The sequence below is a fragment of the Pseudomonas sp. LBUM1657 genome (assembly GCF_059716075.1).
Window position 1 is genome coordinate 2763201 of sequence record NZ_CP166799.1, and the last position, 21341, is coordinate 2784541.

At 59.6% G+C, this 21341-nt stretch carries 22 protein-coding genes; 8 read left to right on the forward strand and 14 right to left on the reverse strand.

What is annotated here, in order from left to right; all coding sequences use genetic code 11:
* The first annotated feature begins 192 nt into the window (after positions 1 to 192).
* On the forward strand, positions 193 to 1101 hold the full coding sequence (glsB, locus tag ACA055_RS12780; RefSeq protein WP_497683955.1) for a glutaminase B: 909 nt from the start codon (positions 193 to 195) through the stop codon (positions 1099 to 1101).
* Positions 1102 to 1117: 16 nt separating this feature from the next.
* Here the strand turns inward: glsB and ACA055_RS12785 are convergent, their stop codons facing one another.
* Positions 1118 to 1906 (reverse strand): N-acetylmuramidase domain-containing protein, encoded by a 789-nt coding sequence (locus tag ACA055_RS12785; protein WP_497683956.1) that lies wholly within the window; start codon positions 1904 to 1906, stop codon positions 1118 to 1120.
* A 165-nt stretch (positions 1907 to 2071) separates the two neighbouring features.
* On the opposite strand from ACA055_RS12785, the gene ACA055_RS12790 reads away from it, so the two are divergent.
* From ACA055_RS12790 to ACA055_RS12800, 3 genes are all read left to right on the forward strand, one after another.
* Positions 2072 to 3574, forward strand: coding sequence for an aldehyde dehydrogenase family protein (locus tag ACA055_RS12790; protein ID WP_497683957.1), 1503 nt, complete (start codon positions 2072 to 2074; stop codon positions 3572 to 3574).
* Between the two features lie 153 nt (positions 3575 to 3727).
* Complete coding sequence (locus ACA055_RS12795; protein ID WP_497683958.1) at positions 3728 to 4078, forward strand: BON domain-containing protein; 351 nt, start codon at positions 3728 to 3730, stop codon at positions 4076 to 4078.
* A gap of 133 nt (positions 4079 to 4211) precedes the next feature.
* Positions 4212 to 5102 carry a LysR family transcriptional regulator gene (locus ACA055_RS12800; RefSeq protein ID WP_497683959.1) on the forward strand — a complete coding sequence of 297 codons (891 nt, stop codon included), beginning with the start codon at positions 4212 to 4214 and terminating at the stop codon, positions 5100 to 5102.
* Here the strand turns inward: ACA055_RS12800 and ACA055_RS12805 are convergent.
* The 3 genes from ACA055_RS12805 to cynS all read right to left on the reverse strand — a co-directional run bounded on the left by ACA055_RS12805 (position 5092) and on the right by cynS (position 6827).
* A complete protein-coding gene (locus tag ACA055_RS12805; RefSeq protein WP_497683960.1) occupies positions 5092 to 5493 on the reverse strand; it encodes a RidA family protein in 402 nt (133 codons plus the stop codon). The genes ACA055_RS12800 and ACA055_RS12805 overlap by 11 nt on opposite strands.
* 119 nt (positions 5494 to 5612) lie before the next feature.
* Positions 5613 to 6272 (reverse strand): carbonic anhydrase, encoded by a 660-nt coding sequence (locus ACA055_RS12810; RefSeq protein WP_497683961.1) that lies wholly within the window; start codon positions 6270 to 6272, stop codon positions 5613 to 5615.
* Between the two features lie 87 nt (positions 6273 to 6359).
* A complete protein-coding gene (gene cynS / locus ACA055_RS12815; protein ID WP_497683962.1) occupies positions 6360 to 6827 on the reverse strand; it encodes a cyanase in 468 nt (155 codons plus the stop codon).
* 121 nt (positions 6828 to 6948) lie between these two features.
* Between cynS and cynR the strand changes: the two genes are divergently transcribed.
* Complete coding sequence (cynR, locus tag ACA055_RS12820; protein WP_497683963.1) at positions 6949 to 7854, forward strand: transcriptional regulator CynR; 906 nt, start codon at positions 6949 to 6951, stop codon at positions 7852 to 7854.
* On the opposite strand, the gene ACA055_RS12825 is transcribed toward cynR, so the two are convergent.
* From ACA055_RS12825 to ACA055_RS12845, 5 genes are all read right to left on the reverse strand, one after another.
* Positions 7840 to 8142 carry a hypothetical protein gene (locus tag ACA055_RS12825; RefSeq protein WP_497683964.1) on the reverse strand — a complete coding sequence of 101 codons (303 nt, stop codon included), beginning with the start codon at positions 8140 to 8142 and terminating at the stop codon, positions 7840 to 7842. The two genes, cynR and ACA055_RS12825, sit on opposite strands and share 15 nt — an antisense overlap.
* 139 nt (positions 8143 to 8281) lie before the next feature.
* On the reverse strand, positions 8282 to 8611 hold the full coding sequence (locus ACA055_RS12830; protein WP_059405521.1) for a hypothetical protein: 330 nt from the start codon (positions 8609 to 8611) through the stop codon (positions 8282 to 8284).
* 521 nt (positions 8612 to 9132) lie between these two features.
* Positions 9133 to 9636, reverse strand: coding sequence for a GNAT family N-acetyltransferase (locus ACA055_RS12835; RefSeq protein ID WP_497683965.1), 504 nt, complete (start codon positions 9634 to 9636; stop codon positions 9133 to 9135).
* 47 nt (positions 9637 to 9683) lie between these two features.
* Positions 9684 to 10313 (reverse strand): glutathione S-transferase family protein, encoded by a 630-nt coding sequence (locus tag ACA055_RS12840; RefSeq protein WP_497683966.1) that lies wholly within the window; start codon positions 10311 to 10313, stop codon positions 9684 to 9686.
* A 77-nt stretch (positions 10314 to 10390) separates the two neighbouring features.
* On the reverse strand, positions 10391 to 12340 hold the full coding sequence (locus tag ACA055_RS12845) for a DNA topoisomerase III (protein WP_497683967.1): 1950 nt from the start codon (positions 12338 to 12340) through the stop codon (positions 10391 to 10393).
* Positions 12341 to 12676: 336 nt separating this feature from the next.
* Here ACA055_RS12845 and ACA055_RS12850 point away from each other — a divergent pair, with 336 nt between their 5' ends.
* On the forward strand, positions 12677 to 13045 hold the full coding sequence (locus tag ACA055_RS12850) for a DUF427 domain-containing protein (protein ID WP_497683968.1): 369 nt from the start codon (positions 12677 to 12679) through the stop codon (positions 13043 to 13045).
* Positions 13046 to 13099: 54 nt separating this feature from the next.
* Here the strand turns inward: ACA055_RS12850 and lldD are convergent, their stop codons facing one another.
* The 3 genes from lldD to ACA055_RS12865 all read right to left on the reverse strand — a co-directional run bounded on the left by lldD (position 13100) and on the right by ACA055_RS12865 (position 17771).
* A complete protein-coding gene (gene lldD / locus ACA055_RS12855) occupies positions 13100 to 14242 on the reverse strand; it encodes an FMN-dependent L-lactate dehydrogenase LldD (RefSeq protein WP_497683969.1) in 1143 nt (380 codons plus the stop codon).
* A 102-nt stretch (positions 14243 to 14344) separates the two neighbouring features.
* Positions 14345 to 15967 (reverse strand): MFS transporter, encoded by a 1623-nt coding sequence (locus tag ACA055_RS12860; protein ID WP_497683970.1) that lies wholly within the window; start codon positions 15965 to 15967, stop codon positions 14345 to 14347.
* A 154-nt stretch (positions 15968 to 16121) separates the two neighbouring features.
* The gene (locus ACA055_RS12865) at positions 16122 to 17771 is read right to left on the reverse strand and encodes a GMC family oxidoreductase (RefSeq protein ID WP_497683971.1); all 1650 of its coding nucleotides are present in this window, start codon (positions 17769 to 17771) and stop codon (positions 16122 to 16124) included.
* 120 nt (positions 17772 to 17891) lie between these two features.
* Between ACA055_RS12865 and ACA055_RS12870 the strand changes: the two genes are divergently transcribed.
* Both ACA055_RS12870 and ACA055_RS12875 read left to right on the forward strand, forming a co-directional pair.
* A complete protein-coding gene (locus ACA055_RS12870) occupies positions 17892 to 18776 on the forward strand; it encodes a LysR family transcriptional regulator (RefSeq protein ID WP_497683972.1) in 885 nt (294 codons plus the stop codon).
* Between the two features lie 76 nt (positions 18777 to 18852).
* Positions 18853 to 19068, forward strand: coding sequence for a DUF4287 domain-containing protein (locus tag ACA055_RS12875; RefSeq protein WP_497683973.1), 216 nt, complete (start codon positions 18853 to 18855; stop codon positions 19066 to 19068).
* A 190-nt stretch (positions 19069 to 19258) separates the two neighbouring features.
* Here the strand turns inward: ACA055_RS12875 and ACA055_RS12880 are convergent, their stop codons facing one another.
* Positions 19259 to 20680: an ATP-binding protein gene (locus tag ACA055_RS12880; RefSeq protein ID WP_497683974.1), complete on the reverse strand. Its 1422-nt coding sequence runs from the start codon at positions 20678 to 20680 to the stop codon at positions 19259 to 19261.
* Positions 20677 to 21339, reverse strand: coding sequence for a response regulator (locus ACA055_RS12885; RefSeq protein ID WP_461950205.1), 663 nt, complete (start codon positions 21337 to 21339; stop codon positions 20677 to 20679). The genes ACA055_RS12880 and ACA055_RS12885 overlap by 4 nt, the downstream gene beginning before the upstream one ends.
* Positions 21340 to 21341 lie beyond the last annotated feature (2 nt).

The window sequence follows — 21341 nt, forward strand, 5'->3', positions numbered from 1 at the left end:
AAAATGTGGGAGCGGGCTTGCTCGCGAAGGCGGTGTGTCAGGCGATGGTGATTTGTCTGACACACCGCTTTCGCGAGCAAGCCCGCTCCCACAGGGGATCAGTGGTGTTTCGAGATTGTGATCCGCCTCCGACCAGTGGCGTCTAGCGTCAGTGTCCCCGCAATCCCATGGGGCGAGACTTCGGAACCCGGCATGCAAACGCTGTTGAACGAAATCCTGGACGCTGTCCGGCCCCTGATCGGCCAGGGCAAGGTGGCTGACTACATTCCTGCGCTCGGCACGGTGGCCGCCGATCAGTTGGGCATTGCTGTGTATGGCAATGACGGCGAGCTGTATTGCGCTGGCGACGCCCATACACCGTTCTCGGTGCAGAGCATTTCCAAGGTGTTCAGCCTGGTGCAAGCCATCGAACACTCGGGCGAAGCCATCTGGTCGCGCCTGGGGCACGAGCCTTCCGGGCAACCGTTCAACTCGCTGGTGCAACTGGAGTTCGAGCGCGGCCGCCCGCGCAATCCGTTTATCAATGCCGGCGCGCTGGTGATCTGCGACATCAACCAGTCGCGCTTTGCCGCACCCGCGCTGTCGATGCGCGATTTTGTCCGGCGTTTGTCCGGCAACCCGCAGGTGCTGGTGGACGGCAAGGTCGCCGAATCCGAGTACCAGCACCGCGCACGCAACGCTGCGATGGCTTACCTGATGCAGTCGTTCGGCAATTTTCACAACGATGTCGAAGCGGTGCTACGCAGCTATTTCAGCCATTGCGCGCTGCGCATGAATTGCGTGGACCTGGCCCGGGCGTTCTGTTTTCTGGCCAACGACGGCTTCTGCAAGCACAGCGGTGAACAGATCCTGAGCGCTCGGCAAACCCAGCAAGTCAACTCGATCATGGCCACCAGCGGCCTCTACGATGAAGCCGGCAACTTTGCCTATCGGGTCGGTTTGCCCGGCAAGAGCGGGGTGGGGGGCGGAATTGTCGCGGTGGTGCCCGGGCGATTCACGGTGTGCGTCTGGTCACCGGAACTCAACACCGCCGGCAACTCCCTCGTGGGCATGGCCGCGCTGGAGTTGCTGAGTCAGCGGATTGGCTGGTCGGTTTTCTAGAGTCGGCAGCACCGGATCACGGCAAGGCTTCGATGCGACTGCGCAAGCATTCGAGCGTTTCATCGTTCAGCACAGTGGTGACATCCAGGTGCTCTTGTGCCTGGAACAGGTTCATTGCATCCCGGGTCTGCTTGCCGACGATGCCGTCGATCGCGCCGGGATGCCAACCCAGGTACGTCAGGTAGGTTTGTGCCATACGAATCCTCAGGTCCGGGCTACCTCCAAAGTTGAACTTCTGATACGCGGCGCTGAGGCGCAGGTCGTAGTGGTTGATGGCGTAGTTGGGACCGTTGTAGCGGCGTGCAAAGTTGGCCCAGTCCTTGGCCCGCAACGCCGCCACCGAGCCGCCTTCGATCAGCGTGCCAATGGTACAAAGCAGTTGTTCGTTTTCGGACACGACCATCCGCTTGACCATCGCCTCGACATCCGCTGAACGGGTTTGCCCGAAATTGAACCCCATGATCTGACCCAGTCCCCACGAGGTACTTTGCAGCGCCGCGTTCCTGTTCAGGCCGATGGCCAGGTTCAGACGGTCATACTGGTGCTGCCCCGAGGCGCCATAGTTGCCAGGGGTTTTGCTGCTGATACCGGGGTGTTGCGCGTCGAATGTCTGGTGGGTCAGGCGGCTGAAGACGTGACGTTCGTAAAGGATTTTCGGACGGCGATCGGGAAAGAATCCGTAGCCGGAGGTTTCTACTGCCAGAACAGCCCAGAGTTGCGCGGCACTGACTTTGGCAAGGTCCAGGGCATTCGCCAGACCTTCGTCGTCAAGAGCCGATCCATGACTTTTGAATTCATCGCTCATGACAGGCTCCTTCGCGTACAGGAAACGCTGATTTACCCCTTTAGCGTAGGAGGGCCGGGGGATTCGTCGCCGGGTTTTCGATCATCGGTCAGGCGTGCGGTTAATGACGCTCCCCGGATTTTCCTATACATTTTCCGGCCGCCCACTGCATGGTGAAACCGCTTAATGTCTCTCGCGCTCGAACGTCTAGTCGCTGGCACGCCAATCCCTTTCGCGGGTAATCGTGTCTCTGTGGTCAGCCCCGAACTGGCGGCGCGCTTTCAGCCCGGCGACCACCTGTTGGTGGAGCAGGTGAGTGGCGAGTTGTTGCTGATTCCGGTGGCTGACCGGCAAGCGGCCTGCGTTGCGATCGAACGCGCCGAAGCGGCATTCACCGCCATGTCCGCGGTGTCGGATCAGGCGATCAGCGCATTCTTCGATCTGTTTGCCCAACGCCTGGAAACCCCGGATGGCTGGGCCTTGATCGAAGCCGCCAACCTGGCCGACATCGAACGCGCCAAGGCACGCGGGCGTTCCACCACGCGACTACTGGCCGATGAGCGCATGCGTCGCGACATGATTGCCGGCCTCAGGGCCTGGCGAAATGCGTCCGCGTCCCGTGGCAAAGTGATCAGTTGCGTCGAGCATGACGGCTGGAAAGTCGAGCAAGTGGTCTCGCCCCTGGGCATCGTCGCGTTCGTTTTCGAGGGCCGGCCAAATGTATTCGCCGACGCCGCTGGTGTGTTGCGCACCGGCAACACCGCGGTGCTGCGCATTGGCAGCGATGCCTTGGGCACCGCCCAGGCGATCGTCACCCATGCATTGAACCCAGCACTGGCCGAAGCCGGTTTGCCGACCGGCGCAGTGTCGCTGGTGGAAAGCGTCAATCACGCAGCGGGTTGGGCGATGTTCGCCGACCGGCGTCTGTCGTTGGCGGTGGCCCGCGGTTCGGGTCGGGCCGTCAGTCAGTTGGGCAGCATTGCCCAACAAGCCGGCACCGCCGTGAGCCTGCATGGCACCGGTGGCGCCTGGCTGATAGCGAACAAGGACGCCGACGCCAAGCGCTTTGCGGCCGTGGTGCGCAACTCGCTGGACCGCAAGGTCTGCAACACGATGAACGTCTGCCTGATTCACCGCGACCGCGTCGCCGAATTGCTGCCGCTGTTTCTCGAAGCCCTGCAACAGGCCGGTGCCGCACGGGGCCAGGGCTGCAAGTTGCACATCGTTGAGGGCAGCGAGTCGTACTTGCCGAGTGATTGGCAAACGGCGAGTGTCGAGGTGTACCGCGCCGAGGGCTATCAGACCGAGCAGCAGGCCGAACCGCTGCCCGAGGATCAACTGGGTCGCGAGTGGGAATGGGAAGAAACCCCGGAAGTCAGTCTGAAGATCGTCGACGACCTGGACAGCGCCATCGCATTGTTCAATCGCTACAGCCCGCAGTTCACCGTGTCGTTGATCAGTGAGGATGCCGAGGCTCAGGAACGCTTCTACAACGCGGTCAACGCGCCTTTTGTCGGCAACGGGATTACCCGCTGGGTCGACGGACAGTACGCGCTGAACAAGCCGGAACTGGGGCTTTCGAACTGGGAAAGCGGTCGCCTGTTTGCGCGCAGCGCGATTCTTTCGGGAGATGGCGTGTTCACCATCCGCAGCCGCATGACGCAGACCGATCTGTCGGTCAAACGCTGAGACCGCACGAGGCCGCACTATAATTAATGTGTGTCTGTGTTTGCGTGGCGAGCACGCCAAAACGAATCAAGTGTCCGTAACGCTCGTCAGAGAGGAAGAGAGCACAGCAATCGGGATGGACAGTGCTTCTGATCAGTGACAGAGGGTTGCACCATGAAACGTCATTCCTTTGAGCATTATTCTCATAACCTGGAGATGGTTGCTCACGACACATGGATTACCGCCAGGGTGAAGTCGGCCCTGACCAAGGCCGACACCAGCCTTGGCCTGAATATCCATGTCAAAACCCATGCGGGCACGGTGGTGTTAAGCGGCCGCGTCAACACCCACAGACAATGTGAGCAGGCGATTGGCCTGACTCGTTCGGTTCATGGTGTGATCGACGTCGAGGCCAGCGGCTTGCAGACTCACGTGTTCACGCCAGGCAGTTATCCAGAAGCGCCCAACGCTGAAGAAACCGCCGAGCGTCCGCCACAATCGTCGACGAAGACGGACGACAAATAACGAAGGATCCGCAGATGCCGCGCTCCCGTGGACCGGGCGCGCGGCATCGATCAAACAAAAACCAAATTCCTGACGCCACTGTGCAGATGCATGGACAATGCGGCTGCGTGTTCATCGAGGCGGGTAGACGACAGTGAATCAACTTTTGGCCATGCGTGCGTTTGTACGTGTTGTGGAAACAGGCTCTTTCAGCCGGGCAGCAGACCAGTTGGCGCTGCCGCGTTCGACGGTCAGCAAGCTGATCACCGATCTTGAAAAGCATCTGGGCATCCAGCTGATGCATCGAACCACTCGTGCGGTCGCCGCCACTTCGGACGGGCTGGAGTACTACAGCCATGCCATGCGTCTGGTTGCCGAACTGGACTCAGTGGACAACGCGGCGCGGGGTAACAAGCTCAAGCCAAGCGGACACCTGAGAATTGATGCACCAGCGTCATTCTCTAATTGTCTGTTGATACCGGCGCTGACGGATTTTCATCGCGAGTATCCCGATATCACCATCGCTTTGGGTATCAGTGACCGGCCCGTCAATATCGTGGGCGAAGGCGTGGACTGTGTGATTCGTGCCGGCGAACTGGATGACATGACGATGATCGGGCGCAAACTCCTCGACCTCAGTTATGTAACCTGCGCGACACCGACCTATCTTGAGTGCAAGGGGACGCCTTCCTCTCCCGTCGATCTGCAGACCAACCACGTTAAGGCAGGCTACTTCTTTGCTGCTTCGGGTAAGCCGGAACCCTTGATCTTCGAACGCGGGACCGATCGGTACGAGATCGGTCACTGCGAATTTTCGACGAATGAAGGTAACGGCCTTAAAGAGATGATGCTCGCAGGCCTGGGCATCGGGCAGCACTTTCGGCGCATTGTTCAGCCTTATCTGGACGCGGGCGAATTAGTCCCCGTTTTGCAAGAATGGTCGCGCCCCGTCATGCCTTTTCACGTGATCTATCCCCCCAATCGACATCAAACCGCGCGCTTGAAGGTGTTCATCGACTGGGTGATTCAGACCTTCAGGGAATAATGGCCGTCACGCGGATTTCCACGCGCATGGTAGGAAGTCCAAGCGCCGCGACGCCTACCTGTGTCCAGATTGGCGCGTGGTCGGGCATGTAATGGCGATACAGCCTGACCATCACCTCGTTGACCTCCGGGGGAAACCCTCCAACGTGGTAAGAATTGACGTGGACAACATGCTCCCAACCCGCCCCCGCGGTCGCCAGGGTTCGCTCAAGATTTCGAAATGCCTGGGCGATCTCGTCCGCGAGGGAGTCGGGAATGTGCAGATCGTCATCCCAGCCACCCTGGCCTGACGTCTCCACGCGATTGCCAATCTTTACCGCTTGCGAGTAATGCAATGCATCCCGCAGATGTTCCCCGTAACCAGGGGTGGCGAAAAATTCGGGCTTGTTCATGGTGTTCCTCTATTCATGGCTACTCATTTGGCATCGATGCTAATAGGTTGAATAGAGGAACAATAGCCATCATCTCTGCCATTACTGTCCATGCATATGGATAATCGGTGAACGACGTTTCAGGCGGCTTCGACCGCTTGCCCATACGCCGCGCAGGTGGTCGGATGCTCGGCCAGTGACACAAAAGTACGACGGGTGTCGTCCAGCGCGTCGACCGAACCGGTCTCGATGTCGTAGACCCAGCCATGCAGGTTCAGCAGGCCTTTTTCCTGCGCCAGCCGCACGCTCGGATGGGTCTGGATATTGGCCAGTTGGGCGATGACGTTTTCCCGAACCATCGAACTAACCTTCGCCGCGTCATTGGCGTGAGGGCGGGATTCGTTGATGACTTTCGCCGACTCGGCGTGCTGCAACCAGCCACTGACCGCAGGCAAGTGGTCCATACATTTGCACGTGGCGACGGCGGTCATGGCGCCGCAATCCGAATGGCCGCAAATCACGATGTCGGTGACCCCCAATACCGCGACGGCGTATTCGACCGTGGCCGACACGCCACCGGGGTGCGGGCTGTAGGAGGGCACGATATTACCGGCGTTACGGATCACGAACAGCTCACCGGGTTCTTGCTGGGTCAGCAGTTCCGGCACGACACGGCTGTCGGAACAGGTGATGAACAGAGTGCCGGGGTGTTGCGTGGTCGCCAGGTGTTTGAACAAATCGGTACGTTGCGGAAAGGCTTCTTTCTGAAACTTCAAAAAACCATCGATGAGCGCTTTCATGGGGCATCCTCCAGACGTATCTGGTGAGTGAACAAAGTGATTGGGGGATCGGGTCAGGCCCGCACATGAGTGCGGGCTGCAATCCAATCAGAAAGGACGCAATGGCAGGAACTTGCCATCGAGGGTAATCACTGCGCGGGAGCCGCCTTCCGGGTCTTCGACTTTTTTCATATCGAGCTTGAAGTTGATTGCGCTGATGATACCGTCGCCGAATTGCTCATGAACCAGGGCTTTCAACGTCGTCCCGTAGATCTGAATCATTTCGTAGAAGCGGTAGATGGTCGGGTCGGTCGGAATCCCCGAGAGGCTACCGCGCAGGGGGATGATCTGCAGGCGGGCCACGGCGTCGGCATCCAGGTCCAGTTTTTCGCCAATCACGTTGGCGGCGCTTTCCGGCAGCGGATGCTGACCGAGCAGGGCGGCGGTGACGTAGGCCAGGCCCAGGCCTGTGCCGTCGGTGAGGTCCTGCCAGGACAGGTTTTTGCGCGCCTTGGCATCGAGGATCGACGTGGTCAGGGTCAGACTTGGGTCGTTGTAGGCGTGGGACTGTTGCATGGGGTTTCTCCTGTCGGCGTTGTGTTGCTTGGGTGTGAAGCAATCTTCTCCCGATCAATCCATAGCGTCCAAGACCGATATACAATGCAATGCATAAGTGCTGCCTATAGTTGAAAATATCATGCTGCTTCGACATTTGCGTTATTTGCTGGCGGTCGCCGACCACGGTGGTTTCACCCGCGCCGCCGAGGCGCTGCATGTCTCCCAGCCGACCCTGTCCCAGCAAATCCGGCAACTGGAAGAAACCCTGGGCGTCAGCCTGTTCGACCGTACCTCGCGCACGGTCAAGCCCACCGATGCGGGTGCGGCTTACATCGAGTGTGCACGTCGGGTGCTGGTGGAACTGGAGGCCGGCAAACGCGCGCTGCATGACGTGAAGGATTTGTCCCGCGGCACCTTGCGGCTGGCCATGACGCCAACCTTCATGGCCTATTTAGTCGGGCCGTTGGTACGAGATTATGTGGCGCGGTTTCCGAACATCCACCTGGAGATTTTCGAGTTGTCGATGGACGATATCGAGGCGGGGCTGGTGGATGACTCACTGGACATCGCCATCGCGTTTACCCAGGTCAGAAATGCCGACATCGAGTCGATCCCGGCGTTTACCGAGACGCTGGGGGTGATGGTGGGGCGGGATCATCCGTTGTACGAAAGTCAGGGTGCGTTGTCCGCCGAGGCGGTGGCGCAGTTGGAGTTTGCGTTGCTGGCCAAGGATTTCGTAACCCGCACGCGTATCGATGATTATTTTGCCCAGGAGCAGATCACGCCGAAGGTGGTGATCGAGGTCAATTCGGTGAGCACGTTGCTGGAAGTCATTCGGCATACAGCCATCGCCACCATCCTTCCAGAACCCATCGCCACCCAGGACCGTGCGTTGCGCAGAATTCCGTTATCAGGGGAGGCGCCCCAGCGAGGAGCGGCGCTGCTTCGGCGTAAAAACAACTATCACAGTGCGGCGTCGGTGGCTTTTATGGAGCTGGTATTGGACGCGAGCGCAGTCGAGCCGACGAAGTCAATCATCCACTGATTCGCACACACCATTGGGCTTATTGCCCGTGGAGCTCACGCTCACAGAGTCGTCATCGGCGAGGACGATCGAGAGCGTGACGCCTGCACCTTTCGCTTCGAACTTGCGGTCGCTGATGGCTTTGGTATCGGCTTCTTTGCTGTTGATCAGCACCGGCCCGTCCTGATCCGCCTGGACGAGGAGTTTTCCGGGACACTCCACAATGAACGAGGGCACGCCGGCGACGCTGTTCGCCTGAGCAGCATGGGTCATTGTCAACAACAGCAGGAATGTCAGGATTCTTGTCATCACAACTCTCCAGTGGCCCGGCAGTGCGTATGGTTAACGATAGCTTTGTTTGCTGAGCACGGGACAAACAAAAAGGCCCCGCTCGATAGTACGAGCGGGGCCTTTTTATTGTGGGGTGGGATAAAACCCCTGGGAGGTATCAGTAGAACCGGTCAATCACCCGAACTTCGTTCTGGTTCTGCATCGATGCCCACGCCTGTTTCAGCGTTTGCAGAACATTACCGATAAAGTCCTTGTCGGCCGCGGCTTTCTTGCCGACATAGCCCTGGCCGCGACGGTACATCTTCAGTCGGGCGAGCAGGTTCTGGTTGTTCTTGTCGAACTCCGCTTCATGAGCGTGAGGCGACAGGCAGTCGATATGAACCTGGCCCGACTTGCTGATCCACAGAATGTGGCTGTCATGGCTGTCTTTTTGCGCAGCGAACATACGAGCCAGTTCATCGATAGTAGGTTGATTGTTCAGATTCATAATAAAGCCCCTTGACCATTTGGTGATCTTTCAAAGTTGATTCGCTAATACAGGTAGCCCATCGGTTAGTTGATCCCTGGCACCGAAACCAGGACGTCAGCGGTCGGCCGCCAAATTGACGGGGTCCCGCGTCTGTTGCATGTAGTCGTGTTGAATAACTGCTACGCAATAGCGTCACAACGAAGAGAAGCGGCGAAAACCTGGAGCCACTGCCGACATTTTCAGGGTCGGCCACAAGCTTCATGAGGATTGATCGCCAGCGCTTCTCGTCCCTTGTACTGGACGTTCAGGCCAGGTCAGCTTCTTCAATCTGCCTTGTGGGCAGCGTGTATCCGGGGAAAACAGCTCGGCGGTCAGACGAGCTTGCTCAAACGTGTTGCCGGTACTCCCGATCGGGGAGATGTCTGCATCATGCAAGGGCAAATCGAACGCGTCAACGGTTTTGTAGTGATTATTTTCATGCACTACATATTGTCGGACAAAGCTGTTTGGAATTAGAAAACGGGGATGGGAAGCGCTGGTCAGGGCGATGGCGGCGAGGTCTGGAAGCGGTAAAAGGTGCAGGGGTAGCCGTCTACCGGCAGTTGATGCAGCGTGAACCCGCCACCGGTGAGCTCAGGCATTACTCTGGCCCAGAACAGCCGTGCAGGCTGGTTCGCGTCGATATGGAAAATCTGCCATTGACCGGGGCATTGGCGCAAGAGGGTTGAAACGACAAACATCGCGACACCTTGGCCACGGAATCGCCGACTGACAAACAAGTAGCCGATGTTGTGCTCGGCACCGTGCAAACGGGTTTCGTCATCCACCGTCACGAACCCCGCCAGTTCTCCGTCGACCTTGATCAGAAACGGCTTTGTCGCGGGTTGTCGCCAGTAATCCAGTTTGGGCAGGATGTTGAAGAAACCGTGTTCGCCGAGCTTCAGCGGCAGCCACTCGCTGAAGTCGTAGGTGTAGAACTGCATCAGGTTTTCGATGGTTTCCAGATCGTCGCGCCGGGCGGCGAGCAGTTCTATGGAAGGCATGCGTTGGCTCCTGATGCGCAGGCCATCCTTGGCCCGAACGTGATCGCTCAATGTGGGGCGAAGTCGTATTTCCCACCCTTTTTCAGCGCGGCTTGATAGGCCGGACGTGCTTGAAAGCGTTCGATCCAGGCCGCTACATGAGGATAGTTGCCCAGCTTGCCCTGGGCTCTGGCGACTTCGCCGATAAAACTCATCTGGATGTCGGCGGCGCTGAACTCATCGCCCAGCAGGTAAGCAGACTGGCTCAGCGCGGTGTCGAGATAACCCAGGTAATTGGCGATTTCGGAGTTGATCCGCGGATGCAACGGCGCCCCGGCTTCACCCAGGCGGCCCACGTACAGGTTGAGCATCAGCGGCAACATGGCCGAGCCTTCGGCGAAGTGCAGCCACTGCACGTATTCGTCGTAGGCGGCGGTGGAGGGATCGGGTTGCAGGCGACCCTGGCCGTGACGGCGAATCAGGTAGTCGACGATGGCGGAGGATTCGATCAGCTTCTGCGCGCCGTCTTCGAGGATCGGCGATTTGCCCAGGGCATTGATCGCTTTCAACTCCGGTGGTGCGAGATTGGTCTTCGGGTCGCGCTGATACAGCTTCAGCTCGTAAGGGATGGCCAGTTCTTCCAGCAGCCAGAGAATACGCTGGGACCGGGAGTTGTTCAGGTGATGCACGATAATCATGGTCGGTGCCTTTTCAGAAATGGGGCTGTCGCCGGGCTTGAAGAACTCTAGACCCTCTTGGTCTGTTCGAAGTGCCATCAAGCCTTGCTCGCCGGTTTGGCCGCGCGTTTAGTGCCGGCCGATGGTTTGCGTTTCGCCGGTTTTCGCTTGTTCTTCCACGGTGTCGCCGCACGACCCGCGGGGCTGGCCGGTCCGCTGATGGTCAGGCTCAGACCGGCGCAGCGGGCGACCTGCTTGCTCATCCATGCCGCCTGTTTGGTGACGAATTCTTCCAGACTCATTTCCCCGCTCTGCACCATGTCCAGCGCCTGCTCCCAAATGGCTGTGGTCCCCGGATCGGCGATGGCGCGCGGCACTGCATCGATCAGGCTGAACGCCGCCGGCGTTGCGGCCAGTGCCTTGCCGTTCTTGATCAGGTAACCGCGATCGAGCAGGCCCTGAATGATCGAGGCGCGGGTCGCTTCGGTGCCGATGCCGGTGGTGTCCTTGAGTTTTTGCTTGAGCAGTGGATCTTCCACCAGTTTGGCGACGTTCTTCATCGCCTTGATCAGATCGCCTTCGGTGAACGGCTTGGGCGGTTGCGTCCAGAGGTCCTTGAGCTTCACGTCGGCCACCGCGCATTCACAACCTTCGGTCAGCGTCGGCAGGGTTTGCGGGGCCGGTGCTTCGCGGCCCTTGGCCGGGGCGAGGGCCTCGGGCAAGGCACGCTTCCAACCGGGCTCGACAATCTGCTTGCCGACGGCACGCAAGGCTTCACCGGCGCAGTCGAAGTCGGCCTGGGTGCGGTCGTATTCATGATTGGGCAGAAACTGCGCCAGGTAACGCGCGCGGATCAGGGTGTAGACCGCCCGTTGCTTGCCCGCCAGTCGTTCAAGGTTCTTCGCCGCCGCAGTGGGAATGATGCCGTGGTGAGCGCTGACCTTGGCATCGTTCCACGCCCGTGAGCGCCGCTGAGGCTCCAGGTGGTCGTTCAAGGCGTTCAGCGCCGGATCAGCCTGGCGCAGCGCCGCCAGAATGCCTGGCGCTTCGCTGTGCTGACTCAGCGGCAGGTAGCCGCAGTCGCTACGCGGGTAGGTGATGACTTTGTGGGTTTCGTAAAGCGCCTGGGCAATATCGAGGGTTTCCTGGGCGCCGAGACCGAGCTTCTTCGAGCAGACTTCCTGCAAGGTGCCCAGATCGAACGGCAGCGGCGCCACTTCGCGCATCCGCTCGGTACGCAGCTTGATCACCCGGGCACTCGCCGCGCCGGCAATTGCCGCAGCCGCCTGTTGGGCCAACACCTGATTCAGGCAGCGATCCTGATCGTCGCAAACCTCGGAAGCCGAACGCCATTGGGCGGTGAACGCGGTGCCATCCTGCAGCAGTTGCACGTCGATGGCCCAATAAGCGACCGGTACGAAATCGGCAATGCTGCGATCGCGATCCACCACCAGACGCAAGGTCGGCGTTTGCACCCGACCGACCGGCAATACGCCCTGATAACCGGACTGACGGCCCAGCAGGGTGAACAACCGGCTCATGTTCATCCCGATCAGCCAGTCGGCCCGGGAGCGGCCTAGTGCCGAGTGATAGAGGCTGAAAGTCTCGGCCCCCGGTTTGAGAGCCGCCAGGGCTTTGCGGATCGAAGCATCGTCCAGCGCCGACAGCCATAGCCGCTGGATCGGCCCGCGATACCGGCAATGCTCTACCAGTTCCCGGGCGATCATTTCGCCCTCACGGTCGGCATCTGTGGCGATCACCAGTTCATCGGCCTCACCGAGCAGCCGCTTGACCGCCTTGTATTGGCTGGCGGTACGCGGTTTGACGGTCATTTTCCACTTCTCTGGAATGATCGGCAGATCCGCCAGCACCCAGCGTTTGTATCGCGCGTCGTAAGCATCCGGCGGCGCGGTTTCCAGCAAGTGGCCAATGCACCAGGTCACCGTGACGTCTGTTCCCAGCCAGCAACCGTCACCCCGACGTTTGGCGCCGAGCACCGCCGCAATGTCTTTGGCCTGGGAGGGTTTTTCACAGAGGTACAGCCGCATAGCCACCATCGTCGATCAGTGTTCGAGAGGTGCACAGAATGGCGGGTGATGAGCCTTGGGGCAATCTTTATCTGTATGGATGTACAGCCATGGGTGTTGCAACGGATTGCGAGTGCCGGGTGCGACGACTCGGCCTATAGACGTTTGAAGCGTTGTAAGGCCGTTAACCGGAAGGCCCCCGTTCGGCTGCGAAGCCGTCGTGATGACGAAACTTGGGTTATACCTGATAAATCGTGGTTTCAGGTTTCAGGGCTGCTGCTCAGCCCATCGCGGGCAGGTCGGAACGCCGCACCGCTTGCTCCTACAGGTTCATCACCGTCATGAGGAACGTTTTCCATGAAAAGCTCCGGTCCTAGCCCTGTCATCACCATTGCCGAGCAGCCCGGCTGCCTGTTGGTGAAGTTTCACGGAATTCAGGTGGCCGCTTCCGCGCGTGCGCTGGTGCTTCTGGAGGCGAATTATCCGCCGGTGTATTACGTCCCGCGGGAGGACATCGACGAAAAGTATTATGCCCGCACCGATCACACGAGTTATTGCCCGTACAAGGGCGATGCCAGTTATTTCAGTTTGCAGATCCCGGGGCATGAAGGCGCCAACGCGGTGTGGAGTTATGAAGACCCCAAAGTGTCGGTGGAACAGATTCGCGGTTACCTGGCGTTCTATCCCGACCAAGTGACATTTGAGATTCTCAAAGATGTCGAGTAGTTGCTGTTTCCCGCCCCGCATTAGCGGGGCTTTTTTTGGGGGCTGGCGTTCAACTCATCGAACAGCACTCACCAGCGTGGACTCATCAATCTGACCAATCGAGGTCACCCCGGTCAACGTCATGGCCACACGCATTTCCTTGGCGAAAATATCCAGCATGTTTTCCACCCCGCGTTGACCGTCGGCGGCCAGTGCATAGGCCATGGAACGCCCCAGCAATACACCTTTCGCACCCAGCGCCAGCATCCGTACGACATCCAGCCCCGAGCGAATGCCCGAGTCGACCAGCACCGTCAGATCATCACCGATGGCTTGCATGATGGGCGGCAGCGCCTTGGCCGTAGAAAGCACACCGTCCAACTGCCTGCCACCGTGGTTCGACACGATAATGCCGTCCGCACCGAAGCTGACCGCGTCCTTGGCATCCTGGGGATCGAGAATGCCTTTGATGATCATCGGGCCTTTCCAGAAATCACGAATCCACTCCAGATCGCTCCAACTGATCGATGGGTCGAAGTTATTGGCCAACCAGCCCATGTAGTCTTCGAGCGTCACAGCTTTGCCTAGGTACTTCGATATATTCCCGAGATCGTGCGGACGCCCCATCATGCCGACGTTGTAGGCCCAATCGGGTTTGGTCATCGCCTGGAAAATTCGTCGCGATGCCGCAAAAGGGCCTGACATGCCCGAGTGCGCATCCCGGTATCGGGCGCCGGGCGTGGGCATATCCACCGTAAACACCAGGTTCTTCACACCGGCGGCCTTCGCGCGCTCCAGTGCATTTTTCATGAAGCCTCGGTCCTTCAACACATACAGCTGAAACCAGATCGATTGTTGGCTTTGGGACGAGACTTCCTCGATCGAACACACCGATACGGTTGAGAGGCACAACGGGATGCCTTTGTTTTCCGCTGCTTTTACCGCCTGCACTTCACCACGGCGGGCGAACATGCCTGTCAGACCGACCGGCGCCAATATGATGGGCATTGAAAGTCGTTGATCGAAGAGGGTGGTTTCAAGGCTCAACGTTTCGACGTTTTTCAGAATGCGCTGACGAAGGCTGATGTCCGCCAAATCAGAACTGTTAGCCCTCAGCGTGTGCTCTGCATAAGCGCCGCCATCAATGTAATCGAATAAAAAACGCGGGAGTTTGCGACGTGCTGCCTCGCGATAGTCGGATGCGGATGAAATGATCATGATGCCTCGGTCTGGTGAGTGGCGGGGCGATGGTTGCGTCGAGCGTTGGATCAGGTTAACGAAAAACGCCCCGCTTTGCGGGGCGTTTTTTTGCACTGGCTGTCAGTTGGTATCCAGGTCCACGTTCTTGGTCTCACGCAAGCAGATCATCCCCACCACCAGGCTCACCCCGGTAATCACCACCGGGTACCAAAGCCCATAGAAGATGTCCCCGGTGTACACCACCAAGGCAAACGACACCGTCGGCAGGAACCCGCCGAACCAGCCGTTGCCGATGTGGTAGGGCAGGGACATCGAGGTGTAGCGGATGCGGGTCGGAAACAGTTCGACCATCAGCGCCGCCAGCGGGCCGTAGCACATGGCAGAGATGATGATTAACGCGACCATCAGCGCCACGATCATCGGTTTGTTGACCTGCTGGGTGTCGGCTTGAGACGGATACCCGGCCAGGGTCACTGCGCCACGCAGAGCCGCTTCGTCGTAGCCATCGATTTTTACCTCGCCGATGCTCACCTGAATGGTGCTGCCGACCGGAGCAGCTTCACTGCTGTAGGGCAGGCCCTGTTTGACCAGGAAGGTTTTGACCTTGTCGCAAGGGCTATCAAATTTCGCCTTGCCTACCGGGTCGAACTGGAAGGTGCAGGTGGCCGGGTCGGCCAGTACGGTGATCGGTGCCTGGCGGCTGGCCAGGTCGATGGCCGGGTTGGCGTAATGGGCTATGGACTTGAAGATCGGGAAGTACAGCGCAGTGGCCAGCAACAGGCCGATCATCAGCACCGGTTTACGTCCGACCTTGTCCGACAGCCAGCCAAAAAAGATGAAGAACGGTGCGCCAATCGTCACGCTGATGATCAGCAGGCCGTTAGCCACGGCGGGGTCCATTTTCAGGAATTGAGTGAGGAAGAACAGCACGTAGAATTGTGCGGCATAGAAGGTCACCGCTTGCCCGGCATTGATACTGAACAGGGCAATCAGGACGACTTTGAGGTTTTCCCATTTGCCGAAGGAATCGCGGATCGGCGCTTTGCTGAGTTTGCCTTCCTCTTTCATTTTCACGAACGCAGGCGACTCGTGCAGGCTCAGGCGAATCCAGGTCGAGATGGCCAGCAGAAAGATCGAAAACAGGAACGGAATCCGCCAGCCCCAGACTTCGAACTGGTCGCCAGTGAAGTAGCGGCAACCGAGCACCACCAGCAACGACAGCAGCAAGCCGAGGGTGGCGGTGGACTGAATCCAGCTGGTGTGGAAGCCACGTTTGCCCATGGGCGCGTGTTCCGCCACGTAAGTCGCGGCGCCGCCGTACTCACCGCCCAAGGCCAGGCCCTGAAGCATGCGCAGCACCACGAGGATGATCGGCGCGGCGATGCCGATGCTCGCATAGTTCGGGAGCAAGCCGACGCAGAAGGTCGCCAGGCCCATGAGCACGATGGTCGCGAGGAACGTGTATTTACGCCCGATCATGTCCCCCAACCGGCCGAACACCAGGGCGCCGAATGGCCGCACGATGAAACCGGCGGCGAAGGCCATCAGCGCAAAGATGAACGCCGTGGTGTCGTTGACCCCGGCAAAAAACTGCTTGCTGATCACCGCCGCGAGCGCGCCATACAGGAAAAAGTCGTACCACTCGAACACCGTCCCCAGGGACGAAGCGAAGATGACTTTTTGGGTGTCGCGACTGGTGTCCGCGCTAGGCACGGCGTCCAGAGATTGAACATGTTCTGACATATCGGTATCCCTCACAGTGATTGTTTTTGTTGTTCCACTGATGTTGCGTGTTCCTTGCAGGGGGTGATGCTCGATGTCCGTGAATCAAATGCAACCTTTGTGGGAGCGAGCTTGCTCGCGAAAGCGGTGGGTCAGTCAACGATGATGTTGAATGTCATTCCGTCATCGCGAGCAAGCTCGTTCCCACAGGTGTGGTGTCTACAGCAGGGTTGAGGATCAATTGTGCGGCTTTCTCCGCAATCATCAGCGTCGGCGAACAGGTGTTGCCCGACGTGATGCGCGGCATGATCGAGGCGTCGGCGATGCGCAGGCCGGGGATGCCGTGGACTTTGAGTTGCGCATCCACCACGGCATCCGCGTCGTTGCCCATTCGGCAGGTGCCCACCGGATGGAAAATTGTGGTGCCGATTCGCGCGGCGGCTTCATGCAACTCTTCTTCGCTCTGCAAACTGTCACCGGGCAGGTACTCCACCGGTCTGAACGCTTGCAGGGCCGGCGCGGCGACGATGCGCCGGGTCAGGCGAATGGCATCGGCGGCGACCCGCAGGTCTTCGGGGTGGCTCAAGTAATTAGGCTGAATCAGCGGCGCTTCCTGTGGGTCGGCAGAGCGAATCTCCACCCGGCCGCGGCTTTGCGGACGCAAATCGCAGACCGACGCGGTGAAGGCGGGGAAGGCGTGCAACGGCTCGCCGAAGCGCTCCAGGGACAACGGCTGCACGTGGTACTCAAGATTCGCCGACGTCTGCTCCGGCCCCGAACGGGCGAAGGCACCGAGCTGGCTCGGCGCCATGGACAGCGGGCCGCTGCGGTCATACAGGTAACGCAGGCCCATGCCCATTTTGCCCCACAGGCTGCCGGCGATTTGGTTCAGGGTGCGGGCGTTTTCCAGTTTGTAGATCAGCCTTAGTTGCAGGTGATCCTGCAGATTGCCACCAACGCCCGACAGCTCATGGACAACGCCGATCCCCAGGCGTTGCAGCAGGGGGCGAGGACCGATCCCGGAACGTTGCAGGATGCTCGGTGAACCCACAGAGCCGGCGCACAGGACGATTTCCTTGCGTGCCTTGAAGGTTCTCGCCTGACCTTTCCAACGTGCGCTGACCGCTGAGGCACGGCCGTTTTCCAGCAGCACGCGATCCACTTCAACGTCGGTCAGCACAGTGAGATTGGGGCGATGGCGGATCGGTTTGAGAAACGCCTTGGCCGCGTTCCAGCGGATGCCGGCTTTCTGATTGACCTGAAAGTAGCCGCACCCTTCGTTGTCGCCCTGGTTGAAGTCATCGATGCTGGCGATGCCGGTTTGCGCGGCGGCGTTGCGGAATGCGTCCAGAATCGGCCAGGACAGGCGCTGGCGTTCGATCCTCCACTCGCCGGCAGCGCCATGAAACTCAGAGGCGCCGGCAAAATGGTTTTCGCTTTTCTTGAACAAGGGCAGCACGTCGTCCCAGCTCCAGCCGGGATTGCCGTCGGCGGCCCAACTGTCGTAGTCGCCGGCCTGGCCGCGCATGTAGATCATGCCGTTGATCGAGGAACAACCGCCGAGCACCTTGCCACGCGGGTAGCTCAGGGCGCGGCCTTGCAGGCCGGACTGTGCTTCGGTCTTGAAGCACCAATCGGTGCGCGGGTTGCCGATGCAGAACAGGTAACCCACGGGGATATGAATCCACGCATAATTGTCGCGGCCGCCGGCTTCGAGCAGCAGCACCCGGTTTTGCGGGTCGGTCGACAATCGATTGGCCAGCAAACACCCGGCCGGCCCGGCGCCGACCACGATGTAGTCGTATTCATCCTGGGAAGTCTGCATCCGTGACCTCGTATTGTTGTTCTTGTTGTGGCCCATCCTAGTTGTTAGCTTTCGTCAAAAGAATGTTAGTTTTTACGCACCTGCTGTGCGTTTTTAAACACCTGGCTTCAAGGATGACTCATGTTTGACTGGAATGACCTGCGGTTTTTTCTCGAGTTGCAGCGTAGCGGGCGTTTGCTCACCGCGGCCCGCCGCTTGAACACCACCCACGCTACGGTGGCCCGGCACATCGAGGCCATCGAAAAAAGCCTCGGCACCGCGCTGTTTGTCCAGCACGCCCAAGGCTATGAGCTGACCCCAGCCGGCGAAGCGCTGCTCAAACACGCCGAAGCGATGGAAAACGTCGCGTTGCTGGCCCAAGAGGAGATCACCCAATCCACGGCGCCCTTGGGCAAGATCCGCGTCGGGGTCACGGAAGGGTTGGGCATCATGTTCCTCGCCAGCCGCATGAACGGGCTGTTCGAGCGCTATCCTGGGCTGGAAGTAGAACTGGTGGCGGTGCCGCGGTTTGTCAGCATCCTCAACCGCGAAGCGGAAATCAGCATCCACCTGGAACGCCCGGCCGCCGACATGCTGGTGACTCGCAAACTCACCGACTATCGCCTGGCGCTCTACGCCAGCCAGGACTATCTGGATCGCTCGCCACCGCTGCACAGCCGCGACGACCTCGGCCGACATGCCTGGATCGGTTACGTCGACGACTTGCTGTTCAGCCAGGAACTGATGTTCCTCAACAGCTTCTGCCGCAACCCGCAGGTGGTCTTCCACAGCACCAGCGTCATCGCCCAGCAACAGGCCGCGCGTTCAGGCCTGGGGATCGCGGTGCTGCCGTGCTACATGGCCAGCGCAGATCCCGGTCTGGTGCCGTTGCTGCCGGATGAGAGCATCCAGCGCAGCTACTGGATCAGCACCCGCCGCGAGTTGCACAAATCGGTGCGGCTGCGGGTGTTGTGGGATTACGTGGTGGAGTTGTGTGAGCGCGAGCAGGGGTTGTTGCTGGGATAGCGTTTGGCATCCAATCTATGGCATGACGACAAGGAGCGTTATCCGACACTCCGTCGTGATAAAGGGAGCTTGCAGCATGACTGACGATACAAAAGTAAAAGGGCCGGCGTCGTACTTCCCCTCAATTGAAAAAAAATACGGTCAGCCAATCGACCACTGGCTGGCTCTGCTGGGAACAGTGAGCGGGAAAAAGCATATGGAGATGGTGGCGTGGCTGAAAACTGAACACGGTATGGGGCATGGCCATGCCAACGCTTTGGTCGCGCATCATTTGGCGAGCGCTAAAACGTGAGCCACCTGTAAGCGGCTTGCAGCGTGGCATGGCAGTGAAAGGGATGCTGGATGTTCGGCCGTCTTCGCGGGCAAGCCCGCTCCCACAGGGTTTGGTGTCGTTGTTGAGTGTTGGGGGCGCCACAAGTCCTTGTGGGAGCGGGCTTGCCCGCGAAGGCGCTCGGCGGCATTACCGCAAGACCCCGCTGTGATCACTCAAGCATTCGCGGCAACTGGAGCGTGGTTGGCTGTAAAGGCGTGCGGGAATGGTCGTCCGGAATTGACAGGGTTGCCCGCAACCCGCCTTCAGGTCGGTTGACCAGTGTGATCCGTCCACCCAGCCGAGTTGCGATGGTGTTGACGATTGTCAGCCCCAATCCAGCCCCGTGAGCATTTCCACGGCTATAAAACCGTTCGAACAAACGCCCGCGATCCGCCTCGTCGATACCCGGCCCCTGATCCTCGACACTCAGTGAATAGAACCCGTCCGCCTGACTTAACTGAACGGTGATAACGCCGTGTTCGGGGGAAAAGTTGGCTGCGTTTGTGATCAGGTTGTTCAGGGCGATGTCGATGGCGGCGGCATCGGTGACCACTTTGAAAGGACGGTCGTTGACGTCGAATGTCAGCTCGAGGTTCTTGCTCAACAGCCAGGGCGTAAGCTGAACCAGGCTGTCGCGAACCGTTTCAGTCAGGTCGACGCTGTGCAGCACTGGCGACACGGCTTTAGGTTCAAGGCGGGCCATGGTCAGCAACTGATTGACCAGGCGGCTGGCGCGGTCGACACCGGCAATCAGAAATTCCAGTGATTCTCTTCGCTCCTGTTCAGTGCCAGCCTCGAGCAGGTTTTGCGCATGCACCCGCAGCACTGCCAGGGGGGTGCGCATTTCATGGGCAGCATCAGCGATGAAGCGTCGCTCGCGAGCGAGCACCTCCTGAATCTGCGCGAGCATGCGATTGAGCGCCGCTTGCATCGGTTCCAGTTCGCTGGGCAACGGCGTCAGTTGCAGCGGCTCCAGCGAGCCGCTATGCCGCGCCCGCAACGTTGCCGCCATATCCGCCAGAGGCTTGAGACCCCAGCCGATGGCCAGCCAGACCATCGCCGCCAGAATCAGGCTGCCCAGTACATTGGGCCACAGGGTATGGCGCACGATCCGATCCACCAGGTCCGAACGCACATCGTCCCGTTCGCCGACCCAGATCCGCAGGTCATTGAGTTTGTCTTCCAGCAGGAACGCGCGCCAGTGGCGGTTGTTCAGGTCCACCACATCGCTGAAACCGGGTTTCGTCGGGGGCGCGGTGAAGGAGGGCGCGCTGGCGGTGTGCACCAGCACTTCGCCCTGACGATTCCAGACTTGAAAGGCAATCTTGCTTTCATAGGGATGGCCATCGACCCTCGGCACGGCTTCGCTCAAGGCCTTGTTGAACGCCTGATACAGCTCGATGTGTTCCTTGCTGGCCAGCGGCATGCGCATCACACCCTGCAACAGTCGGGCATTCTGGGCCAATTGGGCGTCGTAAACTTCGGCGATTTCGTGATTGCTGTCGTGCAGGTTGAGCACGCTGATCACGGCGAGACCGGCGAGCATCAAGCCGATGATCAGCGTGAGGGTGCGCCGCCGGATCGAAGTCATCGACGTTCCTCCACCAGGTAACCGACACCGCGGATGGTACGGATCAGGTCGGTGGAGAACTTCTTGCGCAGGTGATGGATGTGCACTTCCAGCGTGTTGCTTTCGGCTTCTTCGTTCCAGCCGTACAGCAACTGCATCAGGTGATCGCGAGTCATGACCCGGCCGGGTGGTGAGAGCAGTTCGTGGAGCAGTTGATATTCCTTGGGCGTCAGGGCCACCGGCTCGCCCTGATAGCTGACTTGCTGAGTGCCGGGGTTGAGGCTGATGCCCGCATGTTCGATCAGCACCTGGGCACGGCCGGCGCTGCGGCGCAACAAAGCCCGCAGACGCGCCTTGAGTTCGGCCAGATCGAAAGGTTTGATCAGGTAATCGTCGGCGCCGGCGTCGAGCCCGGCGATGCGGTCTTCGGTGGCATCCCGGGCGGTAAGGATCAGCACCGGCAGGTTCGAGCCGCTGTCACGCAAGCGGCGCAACACTTCGAGGCCGTCCATGCGTGGCAGGCCGAGGTCAAGCACCGCCAGGTCAAAAGTTTCGCTGAGCAGCGAATGCAAGGCGCTGCTACCGTCCTGCAGCCAGTCGACGGTGTAACCTTCGCGGCCCAGGGCCTGATGGATGCCTTCGCCCAGGGCCACGTCATCCTCGATCAGTAATAAGCGCACAC